Raw genomic sequence first — 26,494 nt, 5'->3', positions numbered from 1 at the left:
TCTTCGTGCAGTCCTTCACCGCCGCCGGGAACGGCGATCTGTCGGTGACCACGGACGGGTCGTTCGAGTACGACCCCGATCCGGGCTTCGTGGGTACCGAGACGATCACCTACACAGTGAGCGACGGCACCGAGACTGCCACGGGCGAGGTCACGATCAACGTGTCCACCACTTCGCCGGTGGCCAATGACCCGCCGGTGGCCAACGACGACGGCTACACGGTGAGGGCAGGCGAGGCTCTGACGGTAGCGGCTGGGGCAGGTCTTCTACTCAACGACACCGATCCCGATGGCGACCCACTCGAAGTGGTCGGCTTCGGCAACGCTGGCAACGGCAGCGTGGCTCCCAGCTCGGACGGTTCGTTCACATACACGCCCGATGCAGGCTTCGTCGGCACCGACAGCTTCGTTTACACGATCAGCGACGGACTGGAGATAGCCACCGCAACGGTTACAATCGATGTGACGAACGCGGCGCCCGACGCAGTGGACGACAGCTACACGATCGAGGACGGCGAAGTCCTGACCGTGGCGGCGCCGGGTCTTCTGGCCAACGACACCGATGCCGATGGCGATCCGCTCGAAGTGGTCGGCTTCGGCAACGCGGGCAACGGAAGCGTCGCGCCGAGTGCCGACGGTTCGTTCACCTACACGCCAGATGCGGGCTTCGTGGGCACCGACAGTTTCATTTACACAATCACCGACGGGGCGGAGACGACGACGGCGGAGGTGACGATCGAGGTTCTCAACCAGGAGCCTGAAATTAACCTGATTGATGGCACACTGGGCCGTGATATCCTGCAGGGCACCTCCGAAGCGGACCAATTCGTCTTTAATGGCGGCTTTGGCGATGTCGCCGTTGGTAATGGCGGTGACGACATCTTCAACTTCACGGTTAATGTGGAAAACGGCGTGGTCGACAACACTCGTATTATGGACTGGTCGGACGGAGACATGATCCTCGGCTTCGAATTCGAAGACGTCCAAGTGGAAACAGTCCGTTCAAGCAGCCAGGCCTTGAGATTTGCGTATGGACCGGACAATGATGTCTTGACGGTCACAGGAGACATTTCCGGTGGGCTTTCGAGCCTGTTCGAAACCGCAGTCGCGTAATACTGGTGTCTAAAAGTGGTGGTAAGGTAAATGGAGAACAATATGAAACAGATAATATTAGCGAGTGTTGCGGCAGCAAGTCTTGGACTTTTGGCTGGTGAAGCCGACGCAGCAACACTCGACGCGTATAGCACTACGGGTGACGTCTTCTTTGACGACGCGGCAACCTTCGATTACGACCCGTTTTTTCTCGGCGGCTCGATTTCAGATCCCGGCTTCCTTGTCGACATCTCGCTCTCGTCCGACCTCTCCACTGGCTCGCTGACGCTATTTGACAATTCCTTCGCCACAGTGCTGGATGGCTCCTTGCTGGACACGATGCTCAGCGTGGACAACGGTATCGATGATGACAACTTTTCAATGCTGTTCTCATTGAGCACAGGGGCAGCTCCCTTCGCCGTGGCCACATTCACTGGCGACCTCGATGGACTTGGCACTACCGACTTCTTCACCGATGGGGTGTTTTTCAGAGACGGAAATCTGGCTGTGACAGCCGCAACGGTTGTTCCGCTCCCAGCTGGCATCCTTCTCTTGGGGACCGGGCTTGCGGGGCTTTGTCTTGTCCGGAGACGCCGAAGAGCGCAGGGATAGGATTGCCTTAGTCGGGCTTCCACGCGACTGTGTGGCAAAGCCCCATTATACGGAGGCCGGCTGCGCCGGTCCAAAACCTACTTTATGCATATATACGGAAGTGGCGGGAAGAGATTTTTATGATTTCAATAGCTTGGTCCGTAGAGAACGTTCGACGTCAGGCCCATCCCCTCCGCCACTTTCATTCGCGAAAGCGTTTTCCCGATCCGGATGCGGCTGGATTTTTCCGTTGTATTCGAGGGTTATGCGGGAGGGACTGAGCACTGGTCGCGGCGCCAAGCGGGCCGGAAGCGGTCTCTCAGGGGCGATATTCTCCGGACCTCATGACTGCGTCGTTTTGGTCAAGTTCTTATAAGGCATTGTTTATTATGTAGAAAGTTAGACTCTAAGAAACTATTTGGATTGGAGTCGCGTTTACTTCTGCCGCAACTAGGATCGGAAGCTCTCAGGCTAATGCCCGTTCCAGGCCCCCTATATTTCACGCCACCAAGTTGCCCTAGAGATATCACTGATGCTTGTCTGGGTTAGGCCAATAGGCATACCCTTTCGGAGGCTTGCTTCGATCTGCTTGCCCGCCGCTGTTCCAGCATCGTGAACCTCGTAAACAATTCCCGAGGGTGTTTTCTCGAACCTCGCGAAAACATCGCTGAAGCCACGAAGCTCCGGGATCTCGAGTTTCGTCGTATTTGGCTTGCCCCTTGCTTTCGCCACATGAAGTCCATGACTGTTCCCGCTATCTGCGCTGATCACTACTGTCGCCCCAGCAAAGAACGTTGATGCCACTCGAAATGGTACTTGTACTTGGGTTCCACGGGCTGCCCGAAGTCTCATGAGCATAGTGGTGCCGGTGGGCGGAGGAGCTTGAGCTGTTGCTGCGACTGCAGGACTTGAGCCAGTGCCGACACTAGTAGTTGAAGTTGAACTGATGCCGGTAGGTCTGGGCGGGGGACGAAACGATCGTGAACCAAACAAGCGACGCCCGCTACGGCCGCTATGTGCATGTAGCCGTGCTCTTTCCGCTGAACGAGCAGTCGCCTCGTCGGGAACGTAACCCTCCGCCACCAGCTCTGCCAAAAACGTCGCATCGAGCCGCGCTGCCAAACCTCCAGTGGCATCTCGCCACGAATTTAGCGCATCTGTTGCCTCCGTAATCACACCATCTGTCAGATTAGTATCGACTTGGAGGCCGGCTTCAACGTTCGAATACAGACCGGCAGCCGTCAGATTATTTGATCCAACAATAAGCCTCGCTTCCTCTTCATTCCGGAACAGGTAAAGTTTAGGATGGAACACTGAGCCAGATTCATTATGATAAACGAACGTCTCGCACGCACCATGGGCCTCTAGGTTCAAGAGGGCCTGCAGGCCATCTCTAGTTGTGTTTTGAAGGTCAATGCCCACAACAAAAGTGAGATGACCACCATTAGATAGAAATCGTGTTAAACTATTTTCAAGATGGCTCACTCCAGAGGCGCGGACCCATGCAACAGCTATGTCGAGCTGGTCCCAGTAAGGTTCGACCCCACGAACGTTATCGACGTATCGCAATAGTTCCGGGCCGAATCGGATTGAAAGCGGTTGATTGTAGAACATCTGCTTGCCTGCACGTTAAGGTTCACACTATAGGCAACCGGTGATCTTCTGGATCTTCTTCAGGCACAAAAGGTGGCAACTCATCGATTCCCCCCATCAGCTCTTTGTAGTCTCTCACTTTGGGGCCTTTCTTCTTCGTCAGAGAAGGCTTCGCGAAAATAAGAACATATTCGTGAATGTTCTTGAAGAGGAAGTTTGGTGGGTAGGGATAGCTCCCGAAGATTGGCCGCTGGGTACCAAAAGAACCCCACTTGCCCCCAGTCCTGTCCTTCGACCATATAATTTCGTTGACCATTACAAAGCCGATATTCCGAAGCAACACGCCGAAGTCAGTAGCCAATGGAAAAGTCAATAGGCCTTGATCAGTGTGCTGGTTTACGTTTGCAGTCACGACACACATCTTACGCCCGGGTGAAAGAACCCGATAGCATTCCTCAAAAACAGGCCTTATCCCATCCAGAAATGCCCTATAGTTGCCAACATTACCAAGATTATTGGGCCCTTCCCCGTAATTTGCTTTATCCCAATACGGTGGACTAGTCACAATGAGGCCAACACTCTCGTTCTCGAGAAAGTCCATCTTTCTGCTGTCGCCGTTGACAACCTCAAGCGGCACAAAGCTTTCTTCGTGTCCATTACGAAGTTCTGCGCATTCTGACTGGATCGTAGACGCATACTCAGAATTTTGCTCGACACAGATGGTCTTGCGACCCAATGGAATCGCCGCTCGAGCGGTGCTGCCCGTCCCTGCAAAGGGATCCAAGACAGTCTCTCCATAAAAGCTAAAAAGCTTTGTTAGCCGATGAGGAATCTCCTCTGGAAATGCAGCCGGATGGTCTCCACGCGCCTTGTTCGCGATTGACCAGACAGTTTTTGTGTATTCACGCCACTCCTCTTTAGTGAGCCGGCTTTTTTCCTTAATTTCCTTTGATATCTTTACCGGCATATCGGCCTCTCCTTCATTCTTGATTTCGGTTTGCTCGAACAGTTCAGCGCCAGTGATGCGTTCCGTGAACCCATGAAGTTCACTTGCTAATTTGATCGGCAGTTTTAGTGCTCTGAGAATCACCTGGTCAGCCTGCTTCCGCAACTGTGGCACGTGCGCTGCGGAGAAGGTATATGACACGCGACTTCGATTCAGGCTTCGAATGGGATGCTCAGAAGACGCGGCCCAAACAGACGCGCCTAGGTCGGCCATTCGCGTTAGCAACGCGTTGTTCTCTAGCAACTGGCCAACGGGTAGAGTTGTTAAGGCCGCGCGGTTCACATGAAATCCGTCTCCCGTGACATGCCACCACCAAAAGGCAAAGTTACTGGAAACGAGCGCATAAAGTGCATCAGCCTCACACTCTGTGGTACAGGAGATTTTCCAGACGGGATTCTCTGATAGAACTTCGCCACTTCGAACTTGAAAATTGCGTGACCGCGCAACTCCCAAAAAATTATACGCAGTGGGTGCGACAAAAAAAACAGTGTCCGGAGCTTCCGGTATTTCGGCCAATGTTGAGCGAGATATGTGTTTTACAACATGCCCGAGAGTTATTGAATCACTGCGCACAGTTTTCCAAATATCGGCCTGCTTTTTTCCATGGAGTTTCGGTATGCCGTCAGAGATTTGATCTTCGATGGGCGTATATCCAATTGTCTGGAACAGCCTTTTGCGGTCAAATCCTCTCCACTTCCTTAATGGTCCAGTCTTGATTGCGTGCTGTAAGCCATTCTTCCATAACAACACAGCGTTTCGTGTCTTCACGTCTTCGCCAAACAGCGCATGCGGCTGGCGATCGAAGAACGCAAATCTCCAGAGTCCAGACGTTGTTTCAATGAATCTGCGGCAAGCTTTGAACTGCGAGCCTGAGTTGCAGGCAATGGATAGCGGAAGCACGAGTCCACCGTTAGCATTTGGCCTCGAAAGGCGCACCATCTGCTCAACAAATACCGGATACAGATCGGCGGTGCTTTTTGGTCGTGCGGCAATAGTTTTAAAAATCTGCGTTAGCACAAAAATATCGTCCCGTTGCCCTAGGTCGGCATAGGGTGGATTCCCAAGAATTAAGTCAAAACCATCTTTCGCCAACGGAAACAAATCGCTAAGTATAACTCGGCCAGGAGCAAGCGGGCCGGATGTAGTCGGGTCGATTATGAGGGCGTCGCAGGTCTGTAGGTTCTTGCGTATTGCCCACCAAGCTTCACTGGGAGAGCCTGCGGCTTTGAGCGCGTCCTGCACAACATCCGCGAGAATTACGGTTGCGGCGCCATCAAGCGCCAATGAATCAATGTCGCAACCAAAAAGCGACTCGAGTGCGAGCTCCAAGGCATTTCTGGATGGCGTGCGAGCGCGCAACTCTTTTAGAGCCGCTCTAAGAAAGACGCCGGTGCCTGCTGCAGGGTCAAGAATCTTTAGGTCGGATACATCTTGACCGAGCGCGGCCTTGGTCATGAAGTCGGCTACGTCGGAGGGGGTATAGTACACACCCGACGCCTTTTTTTTCTTTCTGGCGACTTGTGTAGATGGATCGCGTCGCACGCTCAGGCGCGACCCTGGGCCGTGACTCTCCAGAATGTACGGCAGCAGCTCCCGGATACCTTTCTTCTCGCATATGCTGTAAAGAAAACTGCATGAACTTTTGTCAACTGCATTCCAGAATTTCTGCTCGAGTGAGTTCAACTCTCGGCCGGCGAACCATCGTTGTGCCGCAGCCAACGATAGCTCTCGTGTCTCAAGCGTATGCAAAAGCTTAAGCGCCCAAGCAGATAAAGCTTGCCAAGCAAATCTTTCTTGACCAGCCGCGTCGGCGCCAAAAGCATGCGAGCACGCCATTTTAGGGTTAGATTCGAGAGCTTTGCGCACTTCCCCTACAACACAGCGCACGTCGTGTGCGATGTCTTCGACTGCCGAGGAAAGAACATAACCTCGGGTTGGAATGCCGTGCTCGAATTTTTTTTCTAAGGGCAGGACGGTCATCTTATCTTTCAGGCGTTCTGGGCTCGCTAGGAATGCTCTCCCGATCTTGCGATTCTCTCGATAAAAGGTATGCTCCCTCGGTGTCTCGGGCGATCCGTGCTAGCGTAACATGATGACTTCGCGCGATAGCTTCCAGTTCCACTATGTCAGCCTCTTCAAGCATTGATGTGACGCGCCGCTTCCCCATGGTCTCGCTCCTGAGTCTCTCTTTGGTCACCCCCACGGGTTGTACCACCAACTTGCATCAGTTTGATGCGCAGTGCTACCAGATTTTGTGCTATTATGGGTGTCGTGCGCTAAAGGTACTGCGGCGTTTCGAACAAAGATGGAACAGCCTCCCTCCCATTACATTATGGCCCGGCAACGTCAAGGCTGGCTCTTGCCATTGAATCGACTCCGCTGCCTTACCCATTCGACCGGAAACGGCTCCAGCACCCGCGCCAGCGTGACTTCCTGCCCTTGCTTGCCGTCCAGGATCGCCTCGACGATGTTGGGCGCGAGTAGCGTGAGCCGCAGGACTCGTGTCATGTAGGAGGGGGCGATGCCCTCGCGCTCAGCCAGTTCGGCGATGGTGACGAACTCGCCGGACTCCAGCATCCGCTTCCAGCGGAAGGCGCGCCAGCGCCTTGACCAGCGTTCTGTCCGCCCTTCGCGGCTGCGCGGCGCCCTCCGGCAGCAGCGTCTCCTTGCGCCCGCCGCGCTTCACGAGATGTAACGAGACGCGGAGCGTCACTGTCTCGGGGATTGGCGTTCCGCGGGTCATTGGGCCACAAGAAATCATCCCAAGGATTGCCGCAGGTTCTGTGCCACCGCATCCGCGGCGGTCCGCACCGGCTCATCGGCGAGGTGGGCGTAGCGCGCGGTGGTCTGGACCTGCGTGTGGCCGAGAAGCTTGCCGATCATGGGCAGGCCCTGACCCGATGCGACGGCGGTCGACGCGAAGGTGTGGCGCAGGTCGTGGATACGGACGTCCTTCACGCCGGCGCGGGCGCGGACGCGTTGCCAGAATGGCTGAAGGTCGCTCAGCGGCTTGCCCTGCAGGGTGCCGGTGATGACCCACGGGTTCCCGTGTATGCGCTGGGCGGCACGGAGCAGTTCGACGGCTGGCTGGCCGAGATGGACGACCTTGGCGCCCGACTTGGAGTCCGGCAGGCGCAGGACGCACTCGGCCAGATCGACGTATCCCCATTTCAGCGTCATGATCTCATTCAACCGGCAGCCGGTCAGGATCAACAGCCGCGCGGCGAGGATGGCCGAGGGCAGTTCGATGCCTTCCGCCTCCATCTCGCGCAGCACCTCACCGATCCGGCGGAGTTCAGCCGCGCTGAGAAAGCGCTCGCGCTTCTCCTCGGGGTATTTCCGGATGTGCTTGCGCGGGTTCGACCCATCTGGACGCAGCCCCCACATTTCGGCCAGCACGAACATCTTCGAAACCACTTCGAGGCAGCGGTTCGCCTGATAGGGGATGTGGCGGAGGTCGTGGTGGAACTTCGCTACATCGGCCCGGGTGATCCCGCTGACGGTCAGGCGGCCGAGCGCGGGCAGTATGAAGCGTTCGAGGTTCCGGCGATACTCCTTGGCCGTGCTGGCCTTCACGCGGATCGCGATATGCTCCTTGTCGAACCGCTCCGCCAGTTCCTTGACCGTGATTGCCTTGCGGCCGGCATCACGTTCAGCGGCAGGATCATCACCGTTGCGCGCGGCGGACACGATGGCGATTGCGCGGGTGCGCGCCTGCTCACAGGTCAGAACCGTGCTGGGCCCGAGGCTGATCCGCCGGGATCGGCGTCCTGCGCGATACTGAACCACGTAACCCTTGCGCCCGCTCGGCAGCACCCTGATCCCGAAGCCTGGGATCTCGCTGTCCCATACGAAGTATTCGGTGGCTTGGGTTTCTGCTGCGTCGACAACGCGCTTGGTGAGCTTGGGCATGGGTAATCCGTGTTCAGGTTTCGTCCGCTCTACAGTGCTGAAGGCGCCGAGATAGTCAACGAACACATTGATATTGCGGAGGAAAAGGAAAGGGTGCGCGGTTCTGCGTGGGCGGCGCGGCGCGCCGGTGCGGGACAGAGATTGTTCCAGCGAATCAAAACGCAGGTTCCGGCTTTTTGCCCACGCTGCTGAGGGTCTTGTCCTTCGCTGCGATCTGCCATCACCGAAACAGGTTCAGTTCGATCAGTATGCCGTCATCCTTGCAAGGAGGTGAATTGTCGGACACATGCTTGGATCGGGCCGCGAAGCGGAAAGCCAGAACAGTATCGAGGTCACCATGCGCTGCAGATTCACTCCCCTATTGATTGCGGTCCTGTTTGTCGCCGGCTGCGCCAGCATCCCGGGCAACCGACCCGTGGTCGTCGGCGCAGGAGATGAGCTCCTGAAGCTCCGGGCAGGACCTGGCCTCGGCTACCGCGTGCTCCTCGGCTTGCCCGACGGCACTGCTCTCAGGCGACACGATTGCGTAACCGAGGTTGGTCAGCTCTGGTGCCGGGTTTCGCTTCTCGAAGCACCGAGAATGACGGGGTACGTCTCCGCAGACTACCTCTCCGAATCCTGAAGCTCAGAGCGATCATCAACAACGCAGCGCAGTCATCCTACCGAGATCGCATGGACCGGACCTGTGCTCAGAACCGCAGGCTAGAGGAAGCATGGCAGGGACAGGAATGCTCGGCCACCGCGGAATGTGCCTTCGAAGTTCAACGAAAGCGACAGCACGGCGTCGCTGGCGAATGGGCTGCTATGAAGAACAAGCCCGTTGCCAGATATTGTACAAAGTTAGGTGGCCGCGCATGGGGGAGACCCCAAAACCGAATTCCGCTTTGCAGATTCCTACGAGGAGACTGTCAACTCGGATGTCGGCTGTGTCGGACCTTGCGGTCGTTCGCTGCGGGTGCAGCTTGGCGTGGCCCGAGCGGCGGCTGTGCGCAGGAAGTGAGCTTTCCAAATCCGGCGCGGGTTCCCCAACAGCTGACCTTCTGATCAGCTGCGCCGACCCGCGGAACAGAGATCAAAGAATCGAAGGTGGCGCGCTGCGGTTGAAGTCAGTTATGATTACACTCATAGAATCGATGCACCAACCGTCGACGCACCACTATCTCAGACTCTGAGAATAATAACTGCCAATGAGCCCACAATGACTCGTACTTTACTCGCTTTTCTTGCTCTTGTGATAATACTCTCCACATACTATGGCTTTGCATCACCACAGAATCTTGGATTTTTTCCGTCAGTATCTGCTGACACGCGAAAAATTTTCCTCTCTGCCATGGCAATGGTATTAGGGATTTTTTGCGGATCACTGCACAGGCAATGGGCAAATTACGAAAAGCCCATGTCTCGATCAAGTATTTCGCGTGCTCTGCGAAGCCCAGATTTATGGAGATCAATGCTTTTGTCACCGATCTTGTTTTCCGGCGTATATGTCGCTGCAAAGCAGCAACCAGATTATGTTTTGGCGTTTATTTTTGCATTCCAAACAGGTTTCTTCTGCGATAAAATTTTAGAGGATCGGAGAGAGCTGCAAAATGGAAACGAGTAAAAATACTCGCCTCTTATTTGCAGCCGGAATTTTTGTTCTTTCCGTCACGCTGGTCCGTTTGTGGTCGCCCAATAATCCAACTGACGGCCTTTTGGAGCACCCACCGGGCGAATATTGGATAGCCAATGCTCGAAAGGCTTTATCTCTTCTCGGAGTAAATGAGGGTTATGTTACGATCAACCCGCCGACCGAGAGTCCAGTAATGGGGATTTTCTTGTTTGACTCCGAGAGCGGCGCTGGCTTTCAAAATTCAAGATCTGTAAATAAATGTGCCTATCTAGGGGATGGAAAGACTATTATTTGCGATGTTGCGATGATCAGACAACTTTCGAAACATCTTGGCTTAGATAAGAAAGTGTTGCACTTGATGGAGCCAAATTTCGAACTCGGTGAGTATTATTATTCTCACAGGGTCCAATTTGGTGAGAGTCTCGATGATGCAGACTACCATGAGAATCAGCTTCTTCTTCTAACATGGATAATTGGTCACGAAATTGGACATTTGATCGCGAGGCACGTTGGCGCGTTTCACTTTGACCGCAAAGCCAGCCATAACTTTGTCAATCGCATCAGCATGGTTGGAGACATTACTGACGTGGAGAACCAACGCTTGGAGAGCGATGCAGATGCCTACGTGGTTCGACTCATTGATGATGACTGGACTGAGGCACTGATTGAATTTCTGGAAGACTCGCAAGATAGACTCAATGCTGGAAATGAACACCGTTGTAGCATGGGCGATAGTCGAAAGTACCCGTGCCGTGATGGAAGGCCGCTTCCAACATCCTTAGCTGGCTGGCAAGCACGGATTCAGCCACCAGGTTCGCATCCCGCTTTACCTAAAAGGCTAGAAGATTTATCGCGCATCGCTCAGGCTAGACAGTTGGGGATGGAAAGAGATGACTTTCAGAAGCTTTTCAAGCAGCGATTTGAGTAAGTTTAACCACTTTGCAGTAGCATTTTATGTAGTTTTAATCCACCGCATAGCGGTCCCGACTTTTACCGTGCTTATTGCGCTTATTCTAGTCAAAAAAACATCTCTAATACATGTGCAGTCTTAGTTCTCAGATGGCACCGCTAGCTTCAGTAGTCTCTAATGCGGTCATTGAAGCACAAGCAGAAAATGACCGCTTTGTTCCGAGTTTCCCGGTTCGTGACCCGGGGGGGCGGTCTGGTATCGCAGTTTCGCGCGAAGGCCAGTGGGTTCGCTCCGGCCTGGCACCGGCCGAATGCAGGTGCAGCAACCGAAGCTCTGACGGCGGTCAATGCGAGGCTCGAAGCTGCCGCTCGTCGGGTCTAGGATGCACTCCATTTTCAGACGGCGCTTCGCCATCAACTTGCTACCGCGACCATCGCTCGGCGCCCCCATGGAAGCATTGTGGAAGCAAGAGGGAACAAAGCGCTGCCAGTTTCTGCGAAATCCTGCGCATGGTGCCCGAAGGGCAGGGGGCTCCAACTGGCGGAAATGTCGAAGGAATACGCAAACGAGCGCAATCGTTCATGGTCTGTTCGACACGACTCATAACCTGAAGGTCGTAGGTTCAAATCCTACTCCCGCAACCAAATTCCCCAAATAAATCAAATTCATGGCTGATGGTACAATGATACCACATCCACTTTGCGCGTTTACATCAACGCCACATCAACACCGGACCAGAAAAACGGCATTCGCCCGCACTGGCGTGCATTCGGCGGCATTCGCGGTCAAGATCGCATCGGGTCTTAACGCGCCGTTGGTTTTGTCTTACGGAAATCGGTAAGAATCGACAGTCGTAGCAGCTTCATCTCGCATTTTACCTATAACGATAAGAATGCTTGAGTTTTGTCCGTGAACGCTCTATCATTATCGAAATCGGTAAGGTGTCGCGCGTGCCCGAGTACAACCCTGAACAAGACAAGTTGCTCAGCGACCTCGGGCGCCGCATCCGTGAGGCGCGTGGCGCACAGGGTTTGAGCCTTGACCAGTTGGCGCGCCTGACCGGCATCAGCGCACCCGCGCTGTCCCTCATCGAGACAGCCAAGCGCGATGCGCGGGTCACAACGATTGCAAGGATTGCCCGGGCTCTTCGGGTCCCGCTGGCAGTTCTGCTGGATGATCTTTGTGCAAATGCAATCGAGGGCACTGCCTCGACAGGGCAGGGCTATGATCTCGGGGATTATCAATGAACGCGACGGTTCCGGTCTGGTTCGACGCGCTCCAGGTCGGGCAAATCGAGGTGGCATCTGACGGGGCTCTCTCTCTTTGCTACGCTGACCGTTGGCTTCAGACGGCGGGTGCATTTCCGCTCTCTGTGACCATGCCGCTCCGTCCGGCGCCCTATCCCTCTGAAGCCATCTCGCCATGGCTGGCGAACCTTCTGCCGGAGGAGGAGCAGCTGACAGTCCTGGCCCGCTCGCTCGGTCTGGGTCAGGCTGATGCATTGGCGGTGCTCCGGGAAATTGGCGGCGACACCGCGGGTGCCTTGTCTTTCGAAGAATCCGGCGATCGCAGTCGCTGGTCCTACACGCCTTTGACGACGTTCTACGGTACCGAAGATCCGCGAGAGGCGTTGGAGCGCCATTTTGAAGATCTCGGGCGCAGGCCGTTTCTGGTTGGCGAAGAGGGGGTTCGGCAATCCCTCGCGGGGGGCCAGAAGAAGTCGGCGCTGGCCGTTCTGGGCCCGGACGGCGCGCCGGTACTGCGCCTGCCGCAGGCGGATGATATGCTGGCCATCCCCCTGAACGGGGCGCCATCCACGCTGATCGTGAAGCCAGACAATCCCAATCTGCCCGGCATCACCGAGAATGAGGTCTGGTGTCTGCGGATGGCGCAAGCCATCGGTGTTGATGCCGCTCAGGTGACAATCCTGCAATCCACGAAGCGCACCGCGATCGGCGTTCTGCGCTATGACCGAAGGCTGGGGCGAAGTGGTCAGCTGCTGCGCGTGCATCAGGAAGATTTTGCCCAGGCCAATGGCCTGCCGCCGGGGCGGAAATACGAGCGGGGCACGCTGCGCGGTCTTGACCTGAAAACTCTCCTCGAAACCGGTCGCCACGTTAGCGCAACCGACGCCCTGGCACTCCTCGATCAGGTGATCTTCAATATCCTCGTCGCGAATACCGACGCGCATGCAAAGAACTATTCCCTGCTCCTGCCTGTGGGAGGCGGCCCGAGCCTGGCACCGCTTTATGACGTCTCGACCGTGCTCTCATGGCCGCATGTGGTTCAGTCCTATGCCCAGAATATCGCTGACAAGAAGCGCACGCCTGACATGATCGCAGGACGGCACTGGGAGGCAATCGCGCGCGAGATCGGCTATCGGCCCACTGATGTGAAGAACCGAGTGCAGCAGCTCGTCGATGCGTTGGTGGCGCATAGGGTAAAGATCACGGCCGAGGTGACGGCTCTGCCCAACGCCAGCGGCGGATATGTTGCGCAGACCGCGCAAGCTGTCGAGGAGAACGCACTGCGTATGGCGGGGAGGTTGTAGATGGCGGTCAGGGCGATACACAAATGGGCGTTCAAGCCGGGGATGCGTGCGGGTGCCTATAGTTGGAAATCCTCGGCCAAGGCAATCGAGCGCCTGAAATCGGCCAGTGCAGAGATCCGCACTGTCGCGCGGACCGATCCGACAAGGGCGGCTGAGGGCGTAATCGCGCTCGCCCAGCGCATATGGCCTGCCTTCGAGCATATCGATACCTCGTCCGGCGCACTCGGTAATGCCGTGAACCGCACGCTCGAGGAATTGCTGCCGATCCTGATTGACGCCCCTGCCAATGAGAAGACCCGCGCGAAATGGCTCGAGCAACTGCGCGAGGCGATTGCTGATGACGGTGTTGATTATCTGGCACCACTTGCCGATCGTTTCGGTGAAATCGCTGCTTTCCCCGCGCTGATGAATCTGCATGCCGACCGCGACCTCGATCTGATCTGGTCGGCCTGGTCTGATCACACGCGTTACGCTCATGTCACGTCAGCCACCCTGACTCTTTCCTGCCTGCTGGAGGCTGGGCGCCATGATGAATTGCAGGCGCTTCTGGCGCTGAAAAAAACGCTACTCTGGTTCCACGCAAAGTTCGGTGCGGAATCGCTGCTCAGGCAAGGGCGCGAAGAGGAGGCCCTCGCGTTCGCCGAGTCCTTGCTGAAAGACGACCGGCGGCAATGGGGGCACCACGAGATCGCTCGGTTCTGCGAGCGCATACTTGTCCGTCAGGGACGCGAGGAAGAGGCCTATCGCCGCTTCGGTCTGCCCTCGGCCGCTGGCAAGACCTATCTTGCGATGTGGCGCGATCTCGTGAAGCGCTATCCGGAACTGGACGCACGACGAATCCTCAACGACCTCATCGAGAGCCACGGGTCCATGGGCAAGTGGTTCGCAGCGGCCAAGACCGCGAAATACTTCGACATCGCACTTGATTGCGCCGCGCACCGTGACGCGGCACCCGCAACGCTGATCCGCGCCGCACGGGATTTTGCCATCAAGGAGCCAGCCTTTGCCGCGCAGGTTGGCCTGCATGCCATCGCGCATCTGCTGGCCGGACGCGGGTATGAGCCAAGCCCTTTCGACATCGATGAGGCCGTCGGTCATGTTATGGCGGCCAGCGCGCGGACCGGGCAAGAGGAGCAGGCGCAACGAGAACTGGAGAGGCTGGCGACCAATGTGTCTGCGGATCCTCAGATGTTGGCGCGTCTGCAGGCCAGGATCGCGAAAATCAGGTAAGGCCTCCGACAGGTATGGCTCCGAAAGAAGATGCCGGCGGTTCCGAAAGCGGGTGTCAGCTGTCGTTGGTGGATGACGCATGCGTCGATGACGAGTAAAGTCCGCTGATGACCTTCGCCTTCTATGATCTCGAAACCACCGGCATATCGCCCGCGTTCGATCAGCCTCTGCAATTCGCGGCCATTCTCACGGATGACGATTTCAGGGAGATCGAGCGGGTCAATCTGCGCTGCCGCATCGCGCCGCACATTATTCCGTCGCCGTGGGCGCTTGTGGTGACTGGCGTGCGCCCGGCGCAGCTGCTGGATCCGGCCCTGCCAACACTCTTCGAGTTTACACAAGAGATCGGCGCGCTGATCGAGCGATGGTCGCCAGCAATCTGGACCGGGTTCAACAGCATCCGCTTCGATGAGGAAATGCTGCGCCAGGCTTTCTATCAGAACCTGCAACCAGACGTCTTTGCCACGCAGTTCAACGGCAACACACGCTTCGATATGCTGACGGCGCTCTGTGCCGTCTGGTATCGCCAGCCCGATCTGTTCGACTGGCCGGTCGACGCTGATGGCCGGGTGCGTTTCAAGCTGGACCGCATCGCACCGCTGAATGGCTTTGCCGCGCACAATGCGCATGACGCGCTTGGCGATGTCGAGGCGACCATCCACATCGCCCGGCAGATCGCCCAGCGCGGCCCGGCACTCTGGACAGAATTGCTGGCCAACCGCGACAAGGCGCATGTCCGAGCCAGCCTCGAGACCTTTCAGCCCATGGCGCTTGTCGAGCGCTACGGTGGAGGCCTGCCGCGCGCAACGACCGGCTGCTTCTGCGGCACCTCGGCCAGCAACCCGAACCAGGCGGCGTTTTTCGATCTGGATGCAGCGGATCCGGCCGACTGGCTCAACTCTGGCGACGCCGAGCTATTCGACGCCGTCGACGCCACCCCCAAACTCATCCGGTCATTCTCGATCAACAAGTCGCCCGCCCTGCTTTCCATGCCGGCGCCCAGCGCGCTTCAGACCCAGCGGGCGGATGTGATAGCCAATGTGCCCGCGTTCCGGGCGCGGGTTGCGCAGGCTCTGGCCGCGCGCTTCCCCGAGGATCCGGCGGCACTCACCCCTCCCGTCGAGAAACAGATCTATGGCGGCTTTTACAGCCACGCCGACAAGGCGCTGCTCAAAGAGTTCCAGCGCGCGGACTGGCCCCAGCGCCAGGAGATCGTTGCCAGCATTTCAGACCCGCGACTACGTCAACTCGGCCGACGTTTGGTGGCGTTTCATGCGCCCGAGCTGCTCTCGGCTGACGAACGCGTGCAGTATCAAGCCTGGCTGCGTGAAAAATGGGCCGCGCCCAATGTGCCAGGCACCGAGTGGATGACACTCATGAAAGCCCGGCTTGCGTTGGATGAACTGCGTGCTGACGCCAAGCAGGATGATCGATCAAGGCTCTGTGAAATCGAAGCGTACCTGCACAGATTTGACCATTTTGCAGATTGATAGCTTTTCCGATGATCGCTCATGCCTGGCGGCGGGCTTTTCGCTCGGATAAAATTATTAGAAAGCCACGAAACTTGAACCTGTAATCTCCAGGTTATGCGTCGTGTCGAACAGACCATGAATATTTGCGGCGGCTTGCCCATTACTTCGAGATTTCCGGCCCTTGGTGGCCTCTGCATGCGGTGCACCATGCGCAGGATTGCGCAGAAACTGGCAGACTTTGGCCCCTTGCTTGCTTCTGCGTGGGGGCGGGTTGATGCTCGCGGTAGCAGTGGCATCATTTCCGGCGCCCTGGTTTGACAAAGGCAACACCCTTGATCGAACGCTCATATCCAATTTGGCCTAAATGGTTCCTGACCGCGTCACGCAAAGCGTCCTTTGTAAAGAAGGGGCGTAGCGCTTCAAGGTCGAGCGTCTCGCGATCAATGACAACAGAAGACACCCGAGAGGTCGCAGCATCGTCACTTACTTCGCGACGCTGCTGCTCAGGTTGAGGCTCAAGCTCGAATGACGACTCATGCAAGAAGCCTGGATCAAAGTCAGGGCACCACGACTGATGCTCTTTGCCCGGGAGAGCACCGCAATCGCAGCACCGGGGAGGAAAAAAGGATACCACGGCCGCTCCTCATAATTTGACTTACCGTTCGTCTCGTTGGCGCCATTATCACGATCAAACCGGGTGAAGTCCATCAGTGCAGCGTGACGGGGCGGTCCGTTGGCAATGTGTCCAATGCTTGCGCGCGCGCCTTCTTACAAGATTGGATTACCGCGTTGATTTCGGTCTCCGCGATGCGGGTCATCTGCTGGAAGTGCCGGATGGTCTCGGTCATGGCATCCACACTCGCCTGGTCGTCAGCGAGTTGCTCTGTACCGGCAAAAATCGAGCGCATCTCGCCAAGAATACCGACCGCCTTGTGGGCATTCTCGGGCAAATCCAGCTCCTCTGTGTCCCCGAACAGCCCGTCAACAAAACCTTCGATTTCCTCCCGTCTCACCCGGGAAAACCTGTTCAGGTATTCCAAACTCGCGGGAGCCGTTGCGATCCGGCCAAGCTTGAACGGGTCAGTGCGCTTCTGGTGTGAACTCAGCGTGTTCCATAAGCCTTGGATCAGAACCCCAAAGAACTCGTCTGCTTCAGACTTGCTTTCGAACGTCGGCAGATCGTTGTTCCAGATGCGCTGGACCTCCTGCATTGGGGAAGCGGCAATATCCGGCGTCGCGATGTTGCCCATGAACCGAGCTCTGACCTGATGGTAGGGGATTGGACAGGAATACTGCACGAGCAGCGCCTTTACCGACGATGCGCCGCTGCCCTTGTTCTTTGGCTTTTTGCTCATGCTCGTATCTCCACCAAGTTGTGGCCCGCGTATGAATGACGCGCGCCGCAGGATCTCATTACTTTACCTCATCACCCCACATACGCCCAGAAACCCGATTTTCTGCCATGTTGGCTCTTCAGCCTTGCCACATAGGTCTCGTGCGTCTCGAACGCACCGAAGTCCTCGATCCGGGGTGCCAGTTCGGCGCAGGTCGCCAGGTGACGTGCCGCGTGGCGATAGCGCTTGGAGCGTCCCTTGCTCACCGCAAAATCGATCATCGCGCGCAGCACAAGCGTCGCTGCCAGCGGTTGGTTTTCGACCAGCGCATCCGCGGCCGGGGTCAGATATTCAAAACGGTTGCCATCGATCTCGCTGTGGCGGTTGATCAGCAACTCAGCGGCACGGTCCGGCGACTGCCAATCAAGGAAGAACTGCAGCGCCGCCAGCAGCTCGGGATCAGCCATGGCAATCTCGACTGCCTTATCTTCCGCCTCTATATCATCGAAATCAGGCAGTTTACGCAGATACGCGCGTAGGTAGTCCGCCCACAGATCGCGTTCAAAACATGCCCAGCGAAACGCCTGTGCCTCGTCTTTGCAACCCATGGCCTCCAGAACATCGATCCGCGCGTCCTGCCAGTCCATGCGGTCCCAGTCGTCTTCGTCGACATCTGCGGCATCGAGAAAATCCAGCGCCTCGGCGGCTCGGCCGGCAACAACCAATTGACGCGCAATGAGAATCGCATTCTCTGGAAGCGTGCGCGTCCACGGCTCGAACTGCGCGATGAACGCATCGACATCCCCCTGCGCATCGGCCAGCTCGAGCAGAGCGCTTTTGGCTATGCGCTGTTTTCGACGCTCCGCTATGCTTTGCATGTATTCGGCGGTGTTCTGCCGCAGGATCACATCTGTCGAGAGATCGGTTGCATTCGATGTTTCCAGAAACGCCTCCAACTTTTGACGCAGGCGTTCCAGGCCATTGGCCCCGAGGGCCGGGGTCAGCGTGGAAATGAGCTTGTCGAACTGGCCGTACATGTTCTCACAAAGGGCGTCGAACGTCGTATCGATCAGCATCTCAGCGCTCGGATTTGCCGCGGCCACCAGCGGGCCGAGGTCCGCGCAGGCTTCATGAAAGACCTCGATCACTTCGTCATCACCGCTCTGACAACGCTCGATGACCGGGTTTGCGAGGCCCATGAAACGCCACATCAGGATCAAGGCTTGTTCCGGGTCACTTGATCCAACCTGTTCGACAATGCCGCGACGCTGGGTCTGAAGTTCGTCGATGAAGGCTTTTCTCTTCTTCCAGTTGATGGCGCTCTTGGCATTGGCGATGCTGGTCAGCCGCTTGGCGATCGCTCGCCCGGCCTCCTTCGGGCTCTGTGCGCCCGCCAGTTCAAGGCGCAGCTTGCGCTTGGCCGCCGCATTCCCGTTGCTGACCTCGATAAGCAGTTGCGCCAGGCGCTCGGTACCCAGCGCTTCCAGGTTCTTTGCGTTCAGGGTGGTTTTCGACGCCATGAGAATTCCGTTGCTTTTTGACGGTTGTAGCAGCGTCCTCGAAAAGCCGGAACCTGCGTTTTGATTCGCTGGAACAATCTCTGTCCCGCACCGGCGCGCAGCACGATCCCCCCAGAACTGCGCACCTTTTCCTATTCATGCGCAATATCAATGTGTTCGTTGACTGTCTTGGCGTCTTCCGCACTGTGAAGCGGAAAGAAACGGAAGGCTGCCCACCATGCCCAAACTCACCAAGCGCATCGTCGATGCTGCGGAAAAACAAGCCAACGAATACTTCGTATGGGACAGCGAGATCCCTGGCTTCGGATTGCGGGTCCTGTCAAGCGGACGCAAGGGCTACGTGGTCCAGTATCGCGCCGGACGTCGCTCGCGGCGGATCAGCCTCGGGCCCAGCACGGTGCTGACCTGCGAGCAGGCGCGCAGCCGCGCCATGGCGATCGTGTCCGCCGCGCGTAATGGGGAGGACCCCCCCGCTGAGCGTGACGCCAGTCGCAAGGCAATCACGGTCAAGGAACTGGCTGAACGGTTCGACAAGGAGCACATCGCGATCCGCGTGAAGGCGAGCGCGGCCAAGGAGTATCGTCCGAACCTCGAACGCTTCATCCTGCCAGCGCTCGGGCCACTCACGGTTACTGGCATCACCCGGGCGGATGTGGCGAAGTTCCATCACGACCTCCGCCACATCCCCTATCAGGCGAACCGCTGCCTTGAGGTGGTTTCCAAGATGTTCGTGCTGACCGAAATGTGGGGGCTGCGGCCGGATGGGACGAACCCGCGCAAGCACATCCGGAAATACCCCGAGGAGAAGCGCGAACGCTTCCTCAGCGCGGCCGAACTGCGCCGGATCGGTNCGCAAGCACATCCGGAAATACCCCGAGGAGAAGCGCGAACGCTTCCTCAGCGCGGCCGAACTGCGCCGGATCGGTGAGGTCCTGCGTGAGATGGAGGCCGAAGGGATCGAACTGCCGTCGGCCATCCTCGCCGCGCGCCTGCTCATCCTGACTGGCTGCCGGTTGAATGAGATCATGACGCTGCAGTGGGCGCATGTCGACTTTGCGAACAGTGTCCTGCGCCTGCCGGACTCCAAGTCGGGCCCGAAGGTTGTGCATCTGGGCCAGCCCGCCGTCGAACTGCTCCGCGACGCCCAGCGCATCGACGGGAACCCATGGGTCATCACCGGCACCCTGCCGGGCAAGCGCCTGAGCGATCTCCAGCCCTTCTGGCAACGCGTCCGTGCCCGCGCCGGCGTCAAGGACGTCCGCATCCACGACCTGCGCCACACCTTCGCGTCGACAGCTGTCGCCTCGGGACAGGGTCTGCCGATGATCGGCAAGCTTCTCGGACACACGCAGGTGCAGACCACGGCGCGCTACGCACACCTCGCCGCCGAGCCCGTGCGGACCGCAGCGGATGCGGTGGCGCAGAACCTGCGGCAATCCTTGGGATGATCATGTAAGAGCAAGAGGCTTTTAGCTGATATCACCTCGTCAGTCCTGACTTCGACCGGTGTGCAGAGCGCTGCAACGGTAACTTCCTCCTCCGGCGCATCGGTCTGCGATGGGCTGGGTGGTTGCTCCGTGGATGACCAAACTGTCATTATGGTCACGTCTGAGAAAATCGAGCTATGCGTGAATCTGGGTGACGGGTTTTGAGAAGGCGGCGTATCGTGGCGGGTGTCAAAGCCTGCCAGAACTTCCAGAAGGAACGATACGCCATGGAGAACGATACCGACATCATCGCCCTGCGTCAGCCGGAAACTGTTGACGATCCGCTGACCGAGATTGCCCGTGACGGGGCGCGCCGGATGCTGGCCGCCGCGCTCCGCGCTGAAGCCGACACCTTCGTCGCGCAACATGCCGAAAGCGTCCTGCCGGATGGCCGGCAGCGGGTTGTGCGGCATGGGCACGGGCCAGAACGGTCCATCCAGACCGGGATCGGCGCACTCGACGTGCGTCGCCCGAAGGTGCGTGATCGCGCCGCTGACGTGGCGGATGAGAAAAAGATCCGGTTCACCTCGGCAATCCTGCCGAAATGGGCACGGCGCTCGAAAAGCCTCGATGCCTTGCTGCCGGTGCTCTACCTGCGCGGCCTATCGATGGGCGATTTTCAGGAGGCGCTTTCTGCGCTTCTGGGTGCGGACGCCCCGAACCTGTCGCCCGGTGTGATTTCGCGGCTGACCGGGGAGTGGCAGCAGGAGTATGACCACTGGCAGCGCCGCGATCTCTCGGCGCGGCGCTACGTCTACATGTGGGCCGACGGCGTCTACCTCCAGGCCCGCATGGAGCCGCAGGCTGAGTGCATGCTGGTCATTCTCGGGGCCACGCCCGAGGGCAAGAAGGAGCTCGTCGGCTTCCAGGTGGGCGTTCGCGAGAGCGCGCAGAGCTGGCGCGAACTGTTGGTCGACATCAAGGCTCGCGGCCTCAAGGTACCGCCCGAGATCGCCGTCGGTGACGGCGCGATGGGGTTTTGGAAGGCCCTCGACGAGGTCTTCCCAGGCACGCGTCATCAGCGGTGTTGGGGTGAAGGGCGTCTCGGGATTGGTCCGGTGGACCAATCCAGCCCTGAACGGGCGGAGCCCCGTCGAACAAGATCGCCAATGTCCTGAACAAGTTCCCGAAGTCCATGCAACCGACGGTAAAGGCCGATCTGCGCGAGATCTGGCATGCCGATACCCGCGCCGCGGCGGAAGCCGCCATGAACACCTTCGCCAAGAAATACGGTGCCAAGTATGAGAAGGCAGTCACCTGCCTGACCAAGGACCGCGACGCGTTGCTCGCGTTCTACGATTTCCCGGCCGACCACTGGGATCACCTGCGCACAGGCAACCCGATCGAAAGCGTGTTCTCCACCGTCCGGCACCGGACCGTGCGGACCAAGGGGGCGCTGTCGCAGAAAACAGCGAAGCTGATGGTATTCAAGCTGGTTCAGGCCGCCGGGAAGACATGGCGGCGCCTGAAGGGTGCGAACCAGTTGCCTTTGGTCATAGAAGGGGTCACATTCACCGACGGTGTCGCCGCAAACGACACCGAAAACCGCGCCGCTTGATCAGGCCGCGTCACCCAAAATCGCGCATAGCTCGAGAAAATCTAGTGTTGGCCACCTGACACAAGATTCCCAGCGACGGCCTGATGTGCCATATTCGGTGCATGAGACGCTCCGACATCTACCTTTACCTTGGCCCCGCCGACCGTGCTGAGCTTCAAGCTCTGATCACCAACCGCAATACGCCGCGCAAGCTCGCTTGGCGGGCCGACATCGTGCTGGCGACGGCGGACGGTCAGGGCACCTTCGCAATCATGCGACGGACTGGCATGTCGAAGCCGACGGTCTGGCGATGGCAGCAGCGGTATCTCGAGGAGGGTGTGGCCGGTCTCAAGCGCGACAAGATGCGGCCCTCGCGGGTGCCGCCGCTGCCCATGAAAACAAGCCTGAAGGTGATCGCCAAGACCGTGCAGGAAACCCCGCTTAATGCCACGCACTGGAGCCGCGCCCTGATGGCCGAAGCCATGGGCATCTCGCCGTCGAGCGTGGGGCGTATCTGGGCGGAAGCTGGCTTGAAGCCGCATCTCACAAAGGGGTTCAAGGTCTCGAACGACCCGCTGTTCGAGGAGAAGGTCACCGATATCGTGGGCCTTTACCTCGACCCGCCGGACCGAGCCGTGGTGCTCTGCGTTGACGAGAAATCCCAGATCCAGGCGCTCGACCGGACCCAACCGGGGTTACCGTTGAAGAAGGGCCGCACGGCCACGATGACCCATGATTACAAGCGCCACGGCACGACCAAGCTCTTCGCCGCGCTCGATGTGAAATCGGACGTGGTCATCAGTGACTGTATGCCCCGGCACCGGGCCAAGGAGTTCCTGAAGTTCCTGCGCCGCATCGTCCGCGCCGTCTTGAAACCGCGTGACATCCATCTCGTGCTCGATAACTACGCCACCCACAAAACGCCCGAGGTGAAAGCCTCGGCTGGACAAGCACCCGCGCTTCAAGCTGCATTTCACGCCCACAAGCGCATCATGGCTGAACCTGGTCGAGCGCTTCTTTGCCGAGATCACGTCAAAGCGCATCCGGCGCGGCAGCTACACCAGCGTCGATGATCTGCAAGCCGCGATCTATGGCTATCTCGCGCAGCACAACGAGACACCCAAGCCCTTCACATGGACCAACAGCGCAGATGACATCTTGGTCCGCGAGCGCCGCGCACTCGACGCGCTGGATGAAATTCGGGGAAACAGGTAGGAAGTGTCAGACTCCGAAACGTAGATCGTTCGCCGTGGCGGTCATTCAGCATTCAGTGAAGCCTCACTCGAAAGACGGATGATGCGTGTCGGGAAGGCGAAGGACACGCCCACCTCACGGCTCAACGCCACGATATCTCCAACGAGCGCGTGGCGCGCCCTCACGAAGGCGCCATGGTCGTACACATAGAAATAGCCCCAAAGCTCTATATCGACCGAGGAGGCAGAGAACCCGGTCATGCCGATCCAACCGCTCGTCTCGTCGGCATCTGGCTGCGCGTGATAAACGTCCGACAGGCGTTCCACGAATGCGTCGAGACGATCGCGCGGAGTGTCGTGTGTTACCCCGATCTGAAGGAGAAGCTTACGCTTGCGCCTGCGGCCCCAATTAAAGATGCCCCTGTCGGTCAGCTGTGCGTTCGGCAGAACGAGCAGTGCATCGTCGAAGGTGCGCATGCGCGTGGAGCGTGGTCCGACCAGTTCCACCGTCGCCATGCCGTGATCGGTTTCGATGAGATCACCCTGGCGAAACGGTCTGTCTGCCATCAGGATTGCGCCCGAAAGAAGGTTCGAGACGGTTTCGCGCGCAGCGAAGGCGAGCGCAATTCCGCCGACGCCAAGACCGGTGAGCACGCCCTCGTAGGGAAGCCCAAGAATTTCCGCCAGCGACACGATGACGCCAATAATGATCAGGATCTGGAAAAGTCCCGTGGTAAGAGTGACCGCGATCTGATCGACGTAACTGGGGGTTTCCTCGGCGCGATCGCCAAAATAGCCTCCGATCAGCCCGACTGTGCGGAACAGCACCAAAGCGATGGCGACTGTGGTGAAAAACGTGATCGCCAGGCTCGCGTCTTCCAGTGCGGTCTGTGCGAGGCCCAGCCAGCCAAAGGCGAAGACCGCCGCGATGCCCGCCGCCGCCGCCCTCAGCGGCCAGTCCAGCCGGTGGATCGCGTCGGGGTCGACGTTCAGGCCGAGTCGGCGGTTGATCCCGGCGAGCAGGCCGGTGACACCCCGTCCGACAGCCCAGCCGAAGGTGATCGCGCCCAGACCGGCGACGGCGAGCAGGATCCACTGCCATGCTTCAAGCAGACCGTAGCGGCGCATGAGCGCCGGCGCTTGCTCCCGGACCGCTTCGCGCAGACGAAAGAAGTCGGTGAGCGGTGCACCGTCGGAGACCCCCTCGGCCACCTCGAGGTCCTGCATCGCGGTGAACAGGTTCGGCACGTTGCGCATGGTATCGGCGGTAAATTGCCAGGGACCCGGCTCGCCGTCCGCCGAGGTCGACCGCGCGATCACCAGCGCCCCGTCCGGGTGGCGGTAATGGACGTAGGGCGATGTCCGATCGGGATCGTTGGGGATCTCCTGCCAGATCAGGTATCCTGAGCGGTGGAGGACCCGCCTGAGATAGTCGGCCAGAACCGGCGCCTGGATTTCGTGGAGTTGTGTGGGAAGGTAGGAGAGATCCAGAGCGGCGAGCGCCTGAGCCCGGCCGGGCCCGTCCCAGTCACGGGTACCGAGTTTGAAGCGGCGGAGCACGCCGCGCGGGCTGTCGGCGCGTGCAGCCATGGCCTCTTCGACCGAGGAATGGCCGAGCGCCTCCAGCAGGCGCGCCATGTCCTCCTCGAGCTTGTCGAGGCTGGGAACCTTGATGCGCCAGCCCGCGCTGTCTCGGATGAAACGCAGGGCAAAGGTGGCCGAAGTCCCGACCGGTCCCATGTCGAATGACGCGGTGTCGCCGGCAACCTCGCCGGGCACGTCGCGGAGCCGCAACGTGGACAGGTCGATCAACTGCCACAGGAGGCGCCGTCGCAACCGCTCCTCACGGCTGCCCGTGGAACCGCCCTCGAAGGTCGTGAGACGCTCGACCTCGGTCATCACGCCGGCTTCGCCCTCATAAGAGATCTGGTTGCCTATGGAGAGCAGCGTTCGCAGCGCCTCGCGCGGCGTGTCCGTTCGGGTAAAACGGGCGCCGCTGGATTGGCTTGAGATCAGACGCTCGCCGTTCCAGTATTCCCCGCTTTCGTAGCGACCCGTGAAGACGTTTCCATCCGGATCAAGGGCGAAGACGAAATTGCCTGATGCGCCTCTCTGTTCCCATCGCCCGACGAGTTGTGCGCCCTCGGCACGGCCTGTAACGCGCCCCCCGCCGGGTTCGTAAGTTCCGCGCACCCGCTCGCCATCGGCCTCCAGCGTAAGGATCGCCGCGCCATCCCGCCAGTATGTCTGCCATTTTCCAACCCAGCGTTCCTGCGCAAGCGCTTCCAGAGGCAGGAGAAACATGACCAGTATCAGCGCCACCAGTCGGACCCGGAGCCCGGCAGCGACAGCCGTATGGCCGGCGCGCACCGATCCGGGGGGGCGCCGGGCGTTTATCATGTCGCAGGTGGTCATTCACGGGTCCGTTTCCGCTACGCAGGTCATGTTCGGGAGCTGAAAAGTGAAAAAAAACCAAGCGGAGCATCCAGCCATGGAGCGTCACATACCCAGTCGGTCTGGTGCGGTCCAATTACAAAATAGGCCGGTGTGATGCGCTTTGCTTATGGTGCAATGAACGGCCAGTTTCGGGACGCGTCCACGTGGTTAGCAGGGGACTTGGGGGGATGTGTGGCAGTCGGGGCACGCGCGCTGCCATGCCCCGACCTATCAACAACGCCGCATGATGACGGAACGCCGCCGGCTGCTGTCATGACGCTCTATCGGGCCCTTGCCGGGCGTGCCATGGGCGCACTGATCCGAGGCGGGGTCGCGACGCGGGGCATCGGGCGAGACGCCATTCCGATGCGCGGTGTCGGGCGGGGGGCCATGCCGACCGGCGGCACCGGCCGCGCGGGCGCGGTTCCGATGGGCGGAACGACCCCTTCCGGCCTCTGGGGCCGATCCGGTCGCCCGTATCCATAATAATAGTAATCGTTCCAGTAGAGGGAATCGTCATAACGGTAGTAGGCACCGCCCCCCACGCCGTCACAGGCGGCAACTCCGATCCCGGCAAGGGTGAGTACGGCGGCACGTCCGGTGTTACACAACATCCTGAACATTCGGGGTCCTCCTCGCATCAACGGATGGCACGAAACGACGCGAACACACGGTTCAGCACGTCGGCAAAGGCCGGATCCACTCCGGCTTCCAGAACGGCGGCTGCGATGGCAACACGGTCGCCGGGCAAATCGATCGCGGCAACGGTGAAGTTCACCTCTCGACCGTCGCGCCGGCCGTTTCCGGCAAACACCTCGGCGGGGCGACCACCGATCCGGCGTTTGACCGGGGCGGTCGCCGTGGCGTGAAGCGCGAGGAAACGCTTCAGGTTCCGCAGATATTCGCGGGCCGCAGCCAGATCATTGTAAGCGCCAGCTGGGCCCCACGGGCTTTTCAGCTTGACGTCTGGAAGTTCCAAGGGAGGAGTTCGTCGATCCGGTTTTTCGGATGGCCGGCGG

At 58.8% G+C, this 26,494-nt stretch carries 18 protein-coding genes and 3 pseudogenes; 13 read left to right on the top strand and 8 right to left on the bottom strand.

Features of this window, described 5'->3' with window-relative positions; translation table 11 throughout:
- The coding region (locus V8324_RS17135; RefSeq protein ID WP_336421133.1) for an Ig-like domain-containing protein at positions 1-1,112 on the top strand (1,112 nt) is incomplete at its 5' end.
- Positions 1,113-1,154: 42 nt separating this feature from the next.
- Complete coding sequence (locus tag V8324_RS17130; RefSeq protein WP_336421132.1) at positions 1,155-1,703, top strand: VPLPA-CTERM sorting domain-containing protein; 549 nt, start codon at positions 1,155-1,157, stop codon at positions 1,701-1,703.
- A 471-nt stretch (positions 1,704-2,174) separates the two neighbouring features.
- On the opposite strand, the gene V8324_RS17125 is transcribed toward V8324_RS17130, so the two are convergent.
- The 4 genes from V8324_RS17125 to V8324_RS17110 all read right to left on the bottom strand — a co-directional run bounded on the left by V8324_RS17125 (position 2,175) and on the right by V8324_RS17110 (position 8,193).
- Positions 2,175-3,296: a phospholipase D family protein gene (locus V8324_RS17125; RefSeq protein WP_336421131.1), complete on the bottom strand. Its 1,122-nt coding sequence runs from the start codon at positions 3,294-3,296 to the stop codon at positions 2,175-2,177.
- A 22-nt stretch (positions 3,297-3,318) separates the two neighbouring features.
- Positions 3,319-6,261, bottom strand: coding sequence for a DNA methyltransferase (locus tag V8324_RS17120; RefSeq protein ID WP_336421130.1), 2,943 nt, complete (start codon positions 6,259-6,261; stop codon positions 3,319-3,321).
- A gap of 366 nt (positions 6,262-6,627) precedes the next feature.
- On the bottom strand, positions 6,628-6,858 hold the full coding sequence (locus tag V8324_RS22470; RefSeq protein WP_442970561.1) for a hypothetical protein: 231 nt from the start codon (positions 6,856-6,858) through the stop codon (positions 6,628-6,630).
- Positions 6,859-7,038: 180 nt separating this feature from the next.
- Entirely contained in the window at positions 7,039-8,193 is a 1,155-nt protein-coding gene (locus V8324_RS17110) for a tyrosine-type recombinase/integrase (protein WP_336421129.1), read from the bottom strand.
- Between the two features lie 337 nt (positions 8,194-8,530).
- Between V8324_RS17110 and V8324_RS17105 the strand changes: the two genes are divergently transcribed.
- From V8324_RS17105 to V8324_RS17075, 7 genes are all read left to right on the top strand, one after another.
- Entirely contained in the window at positions 8,531-8,815 is a 285-nt protein-coding gene (locus V8324_RS17105; protein WP_336421134.1) for an SH3 domain-containing protein, read from the top strand.
- Positions 8,816-9,391: 576 nt separating this feature from the next.
- Positions 9,392-9,796: a hypothetical protein gene (locus tag V8324_RS17100; protein ID WP_336421128.1), complete on the top strand. Its 405-nt coding sequence runs from the start codon at positions 9,392-9,394 to the stop codon at positions 9,794-9,796.
- Complete coding sequence (locus V8324_RS17095) at positions 9,783-10,733, top strand: hypothetical protein (RefSeq protein ID WP_336421127.1); 951 nt, start codon at positions 9,783-9,785, stop codon at positions 10,731-10,733. Before V8324_RS17100 ends, V8324_RS17095 begins: the two co-directional genes overlap by 14 nt.
- An 878-nt stretch (positions 10,734-11,611) precedes the next feature.
- Positions 11,612-11,962, top strand: coding sequence for a helix-turn-helix domain-containing protein (locus V8324_RS17090; RefSeq protein WP_336421126.1), 351 nt, complete (start codon positions 11,612-11,614; stop codon positions 11,960-11,962).
- Positions 11,959-13,266 carry a HipA domain-containing protein gene (locus V8324_RS17085; RefSeq protein WP_336421125.1) on the top strand — a complete coding sequence of 436 codons (1,308 nt, stop codon included), beginning with the start codon at positions 11,959-11,961 and terminating at the stop codon, positions 13,264-13,266. Before V8324_RS17090 ends, V8324_RS17085 begins: the two co-directional genes overlap by 4 nt.
- Complete coding sequence (locus tag V8324_RS17080) at positions 13,267-14,496, top strand: hypothetical protein (protein ID WP_336421124.1); 1,230 nt, start codon at positions 13,267-13,269, stop codon at positions 14,494-14,496.
- A gap of 107 nt (positions 14,497-14,603) precedes the next feature.
- Positions 14,604-15,986, top strand: a complete 1,383-nt coding sequence (locus V8324_RS17075; RefSeq protein ID WP_336421123.1) for an exonuclease domain-containing protein — start codon at positions 14,604-14,606, stop codon at positions 15,984-15,986.
- Between the two features lie 689 nt (positions 15,987-16,675).
- On the opposite strand, the gene V8324_RS17070 is transcribed toward V8324_RS17075, so the two are convergent.
- Together V8324_RS17070 and V8324_RS17065 are read right to left on the bottom strand one after the other, a co-directional pair.
- Positions 16,676-17,323 carry a hypothetical protein gene (locus V8324_RS17070; protein WP_336421122.1) on the bottom strand — a complete coding sequence of 216 codons (648 nt, stop codon included), beginning with the start codon at positions 17,321-17,323 and terminating at the stop codon, positions 16,676-16,678.
- Between the two features lie 71 nt (positions 17,324-17,394).
- On the bottom strand, positions 17,395-18,822 hold the full coding sequence (locus V8324_RS17065) for a DUF6880 family protein (protein ID WP_336421121.1): 1,428 nt from the start codon (positions 18,820-18,822) through the stop codon (positions 17,395-17,397).
- Positions 18,823-19,039: 217 nt separating this feature from the next.
- On the opposite strand from V8324_RS17065, the gene V8324_RS17060 reads away from it, so the two are divergent.
- The 4 genes and pseudogenes from V8324_RS17060 to V8324_RS17045 all read left to right on the top strand — a co-directional run bounded on the left by V8324_RS17060 (position 19,040) and on the right by V8324_RS17045 (position 23,061).
- Positions 19,040-19,750 (top strand): integrase arm-type DNA-binding domain-containing protein, encoded by a 711-nt coding sequence (locus V8324_RS17060; RefSeq protein ID WP_336421120.1) that lies wholly within the window; start codon positions 19,040-19,042, stop codon positions 19,748-19,750.
- Positions 19,751-19,763: 13 nt separating this feature from the next.
- Positions 19,764-20,270 (top strand): site-specific integrase, encoded by a 507-nt coding sequence (locus tag V8324_RS17055; RefSeq protein ID WP_336421119.1) that lies wholly within the window; start codon positions 19,764-19,766, stop codon positions 20,268-20,270.
- Positions 20,271-20,536: 266 nt separating this feature from the next.
- Positions 20,537-21,867, top strand: a pseudogene (locus tag V8324_RS17050) (IS256 family transposase).
- Positions 21,868-21,968: 101 nt separating this feature from the next.
- A pseudogene (locus V8324_RS17045) lies at positions 21,969-23,061 on the top strand (IS630 family transposase).
- Positions 23,062-23,102: 41 nt separating this feature from the next.
- On the opposite strand, the gene V8324_RS17040 reads toward V8324_RS17045, so the two are convergent.
- Together V8324_RS17040 and V8324_RS17035 are read right to left on the bottom strand one after the other, a co-directional pair.
- A complete protein-coding gene (locus tag V8324_RS17040; protein ID WP_336421118.1) occupies positions 23,103-25,454 on the bottom strand; it encodes a mechanosensitive ion channel domain-containing protein in 2,352 nt (783 codons plus the stop codon).
- 661 nt (positions 25,455-26,115) lie between these two features.
- Positions 26,116-26,494 (bottom strand): annotated as a pseudogene (locus V8324_RS17035) (hypothetical protein); the annotation flags it as partial.

The sequence above is a fragment of the Roseovarius sp. D22-M7 genome (genome assembly GCF_037083785.1).
Lineage (GTDB): Bacteria > Pseudomonadota > Alphaproteobacteria > Rhodobacterales > Rhodobacteraceae > Roseovarius.
Note: the sequence above shows the minus strand (reverse complement) of the source record. Positions and strands in the feature narration are given on the sequence as shown.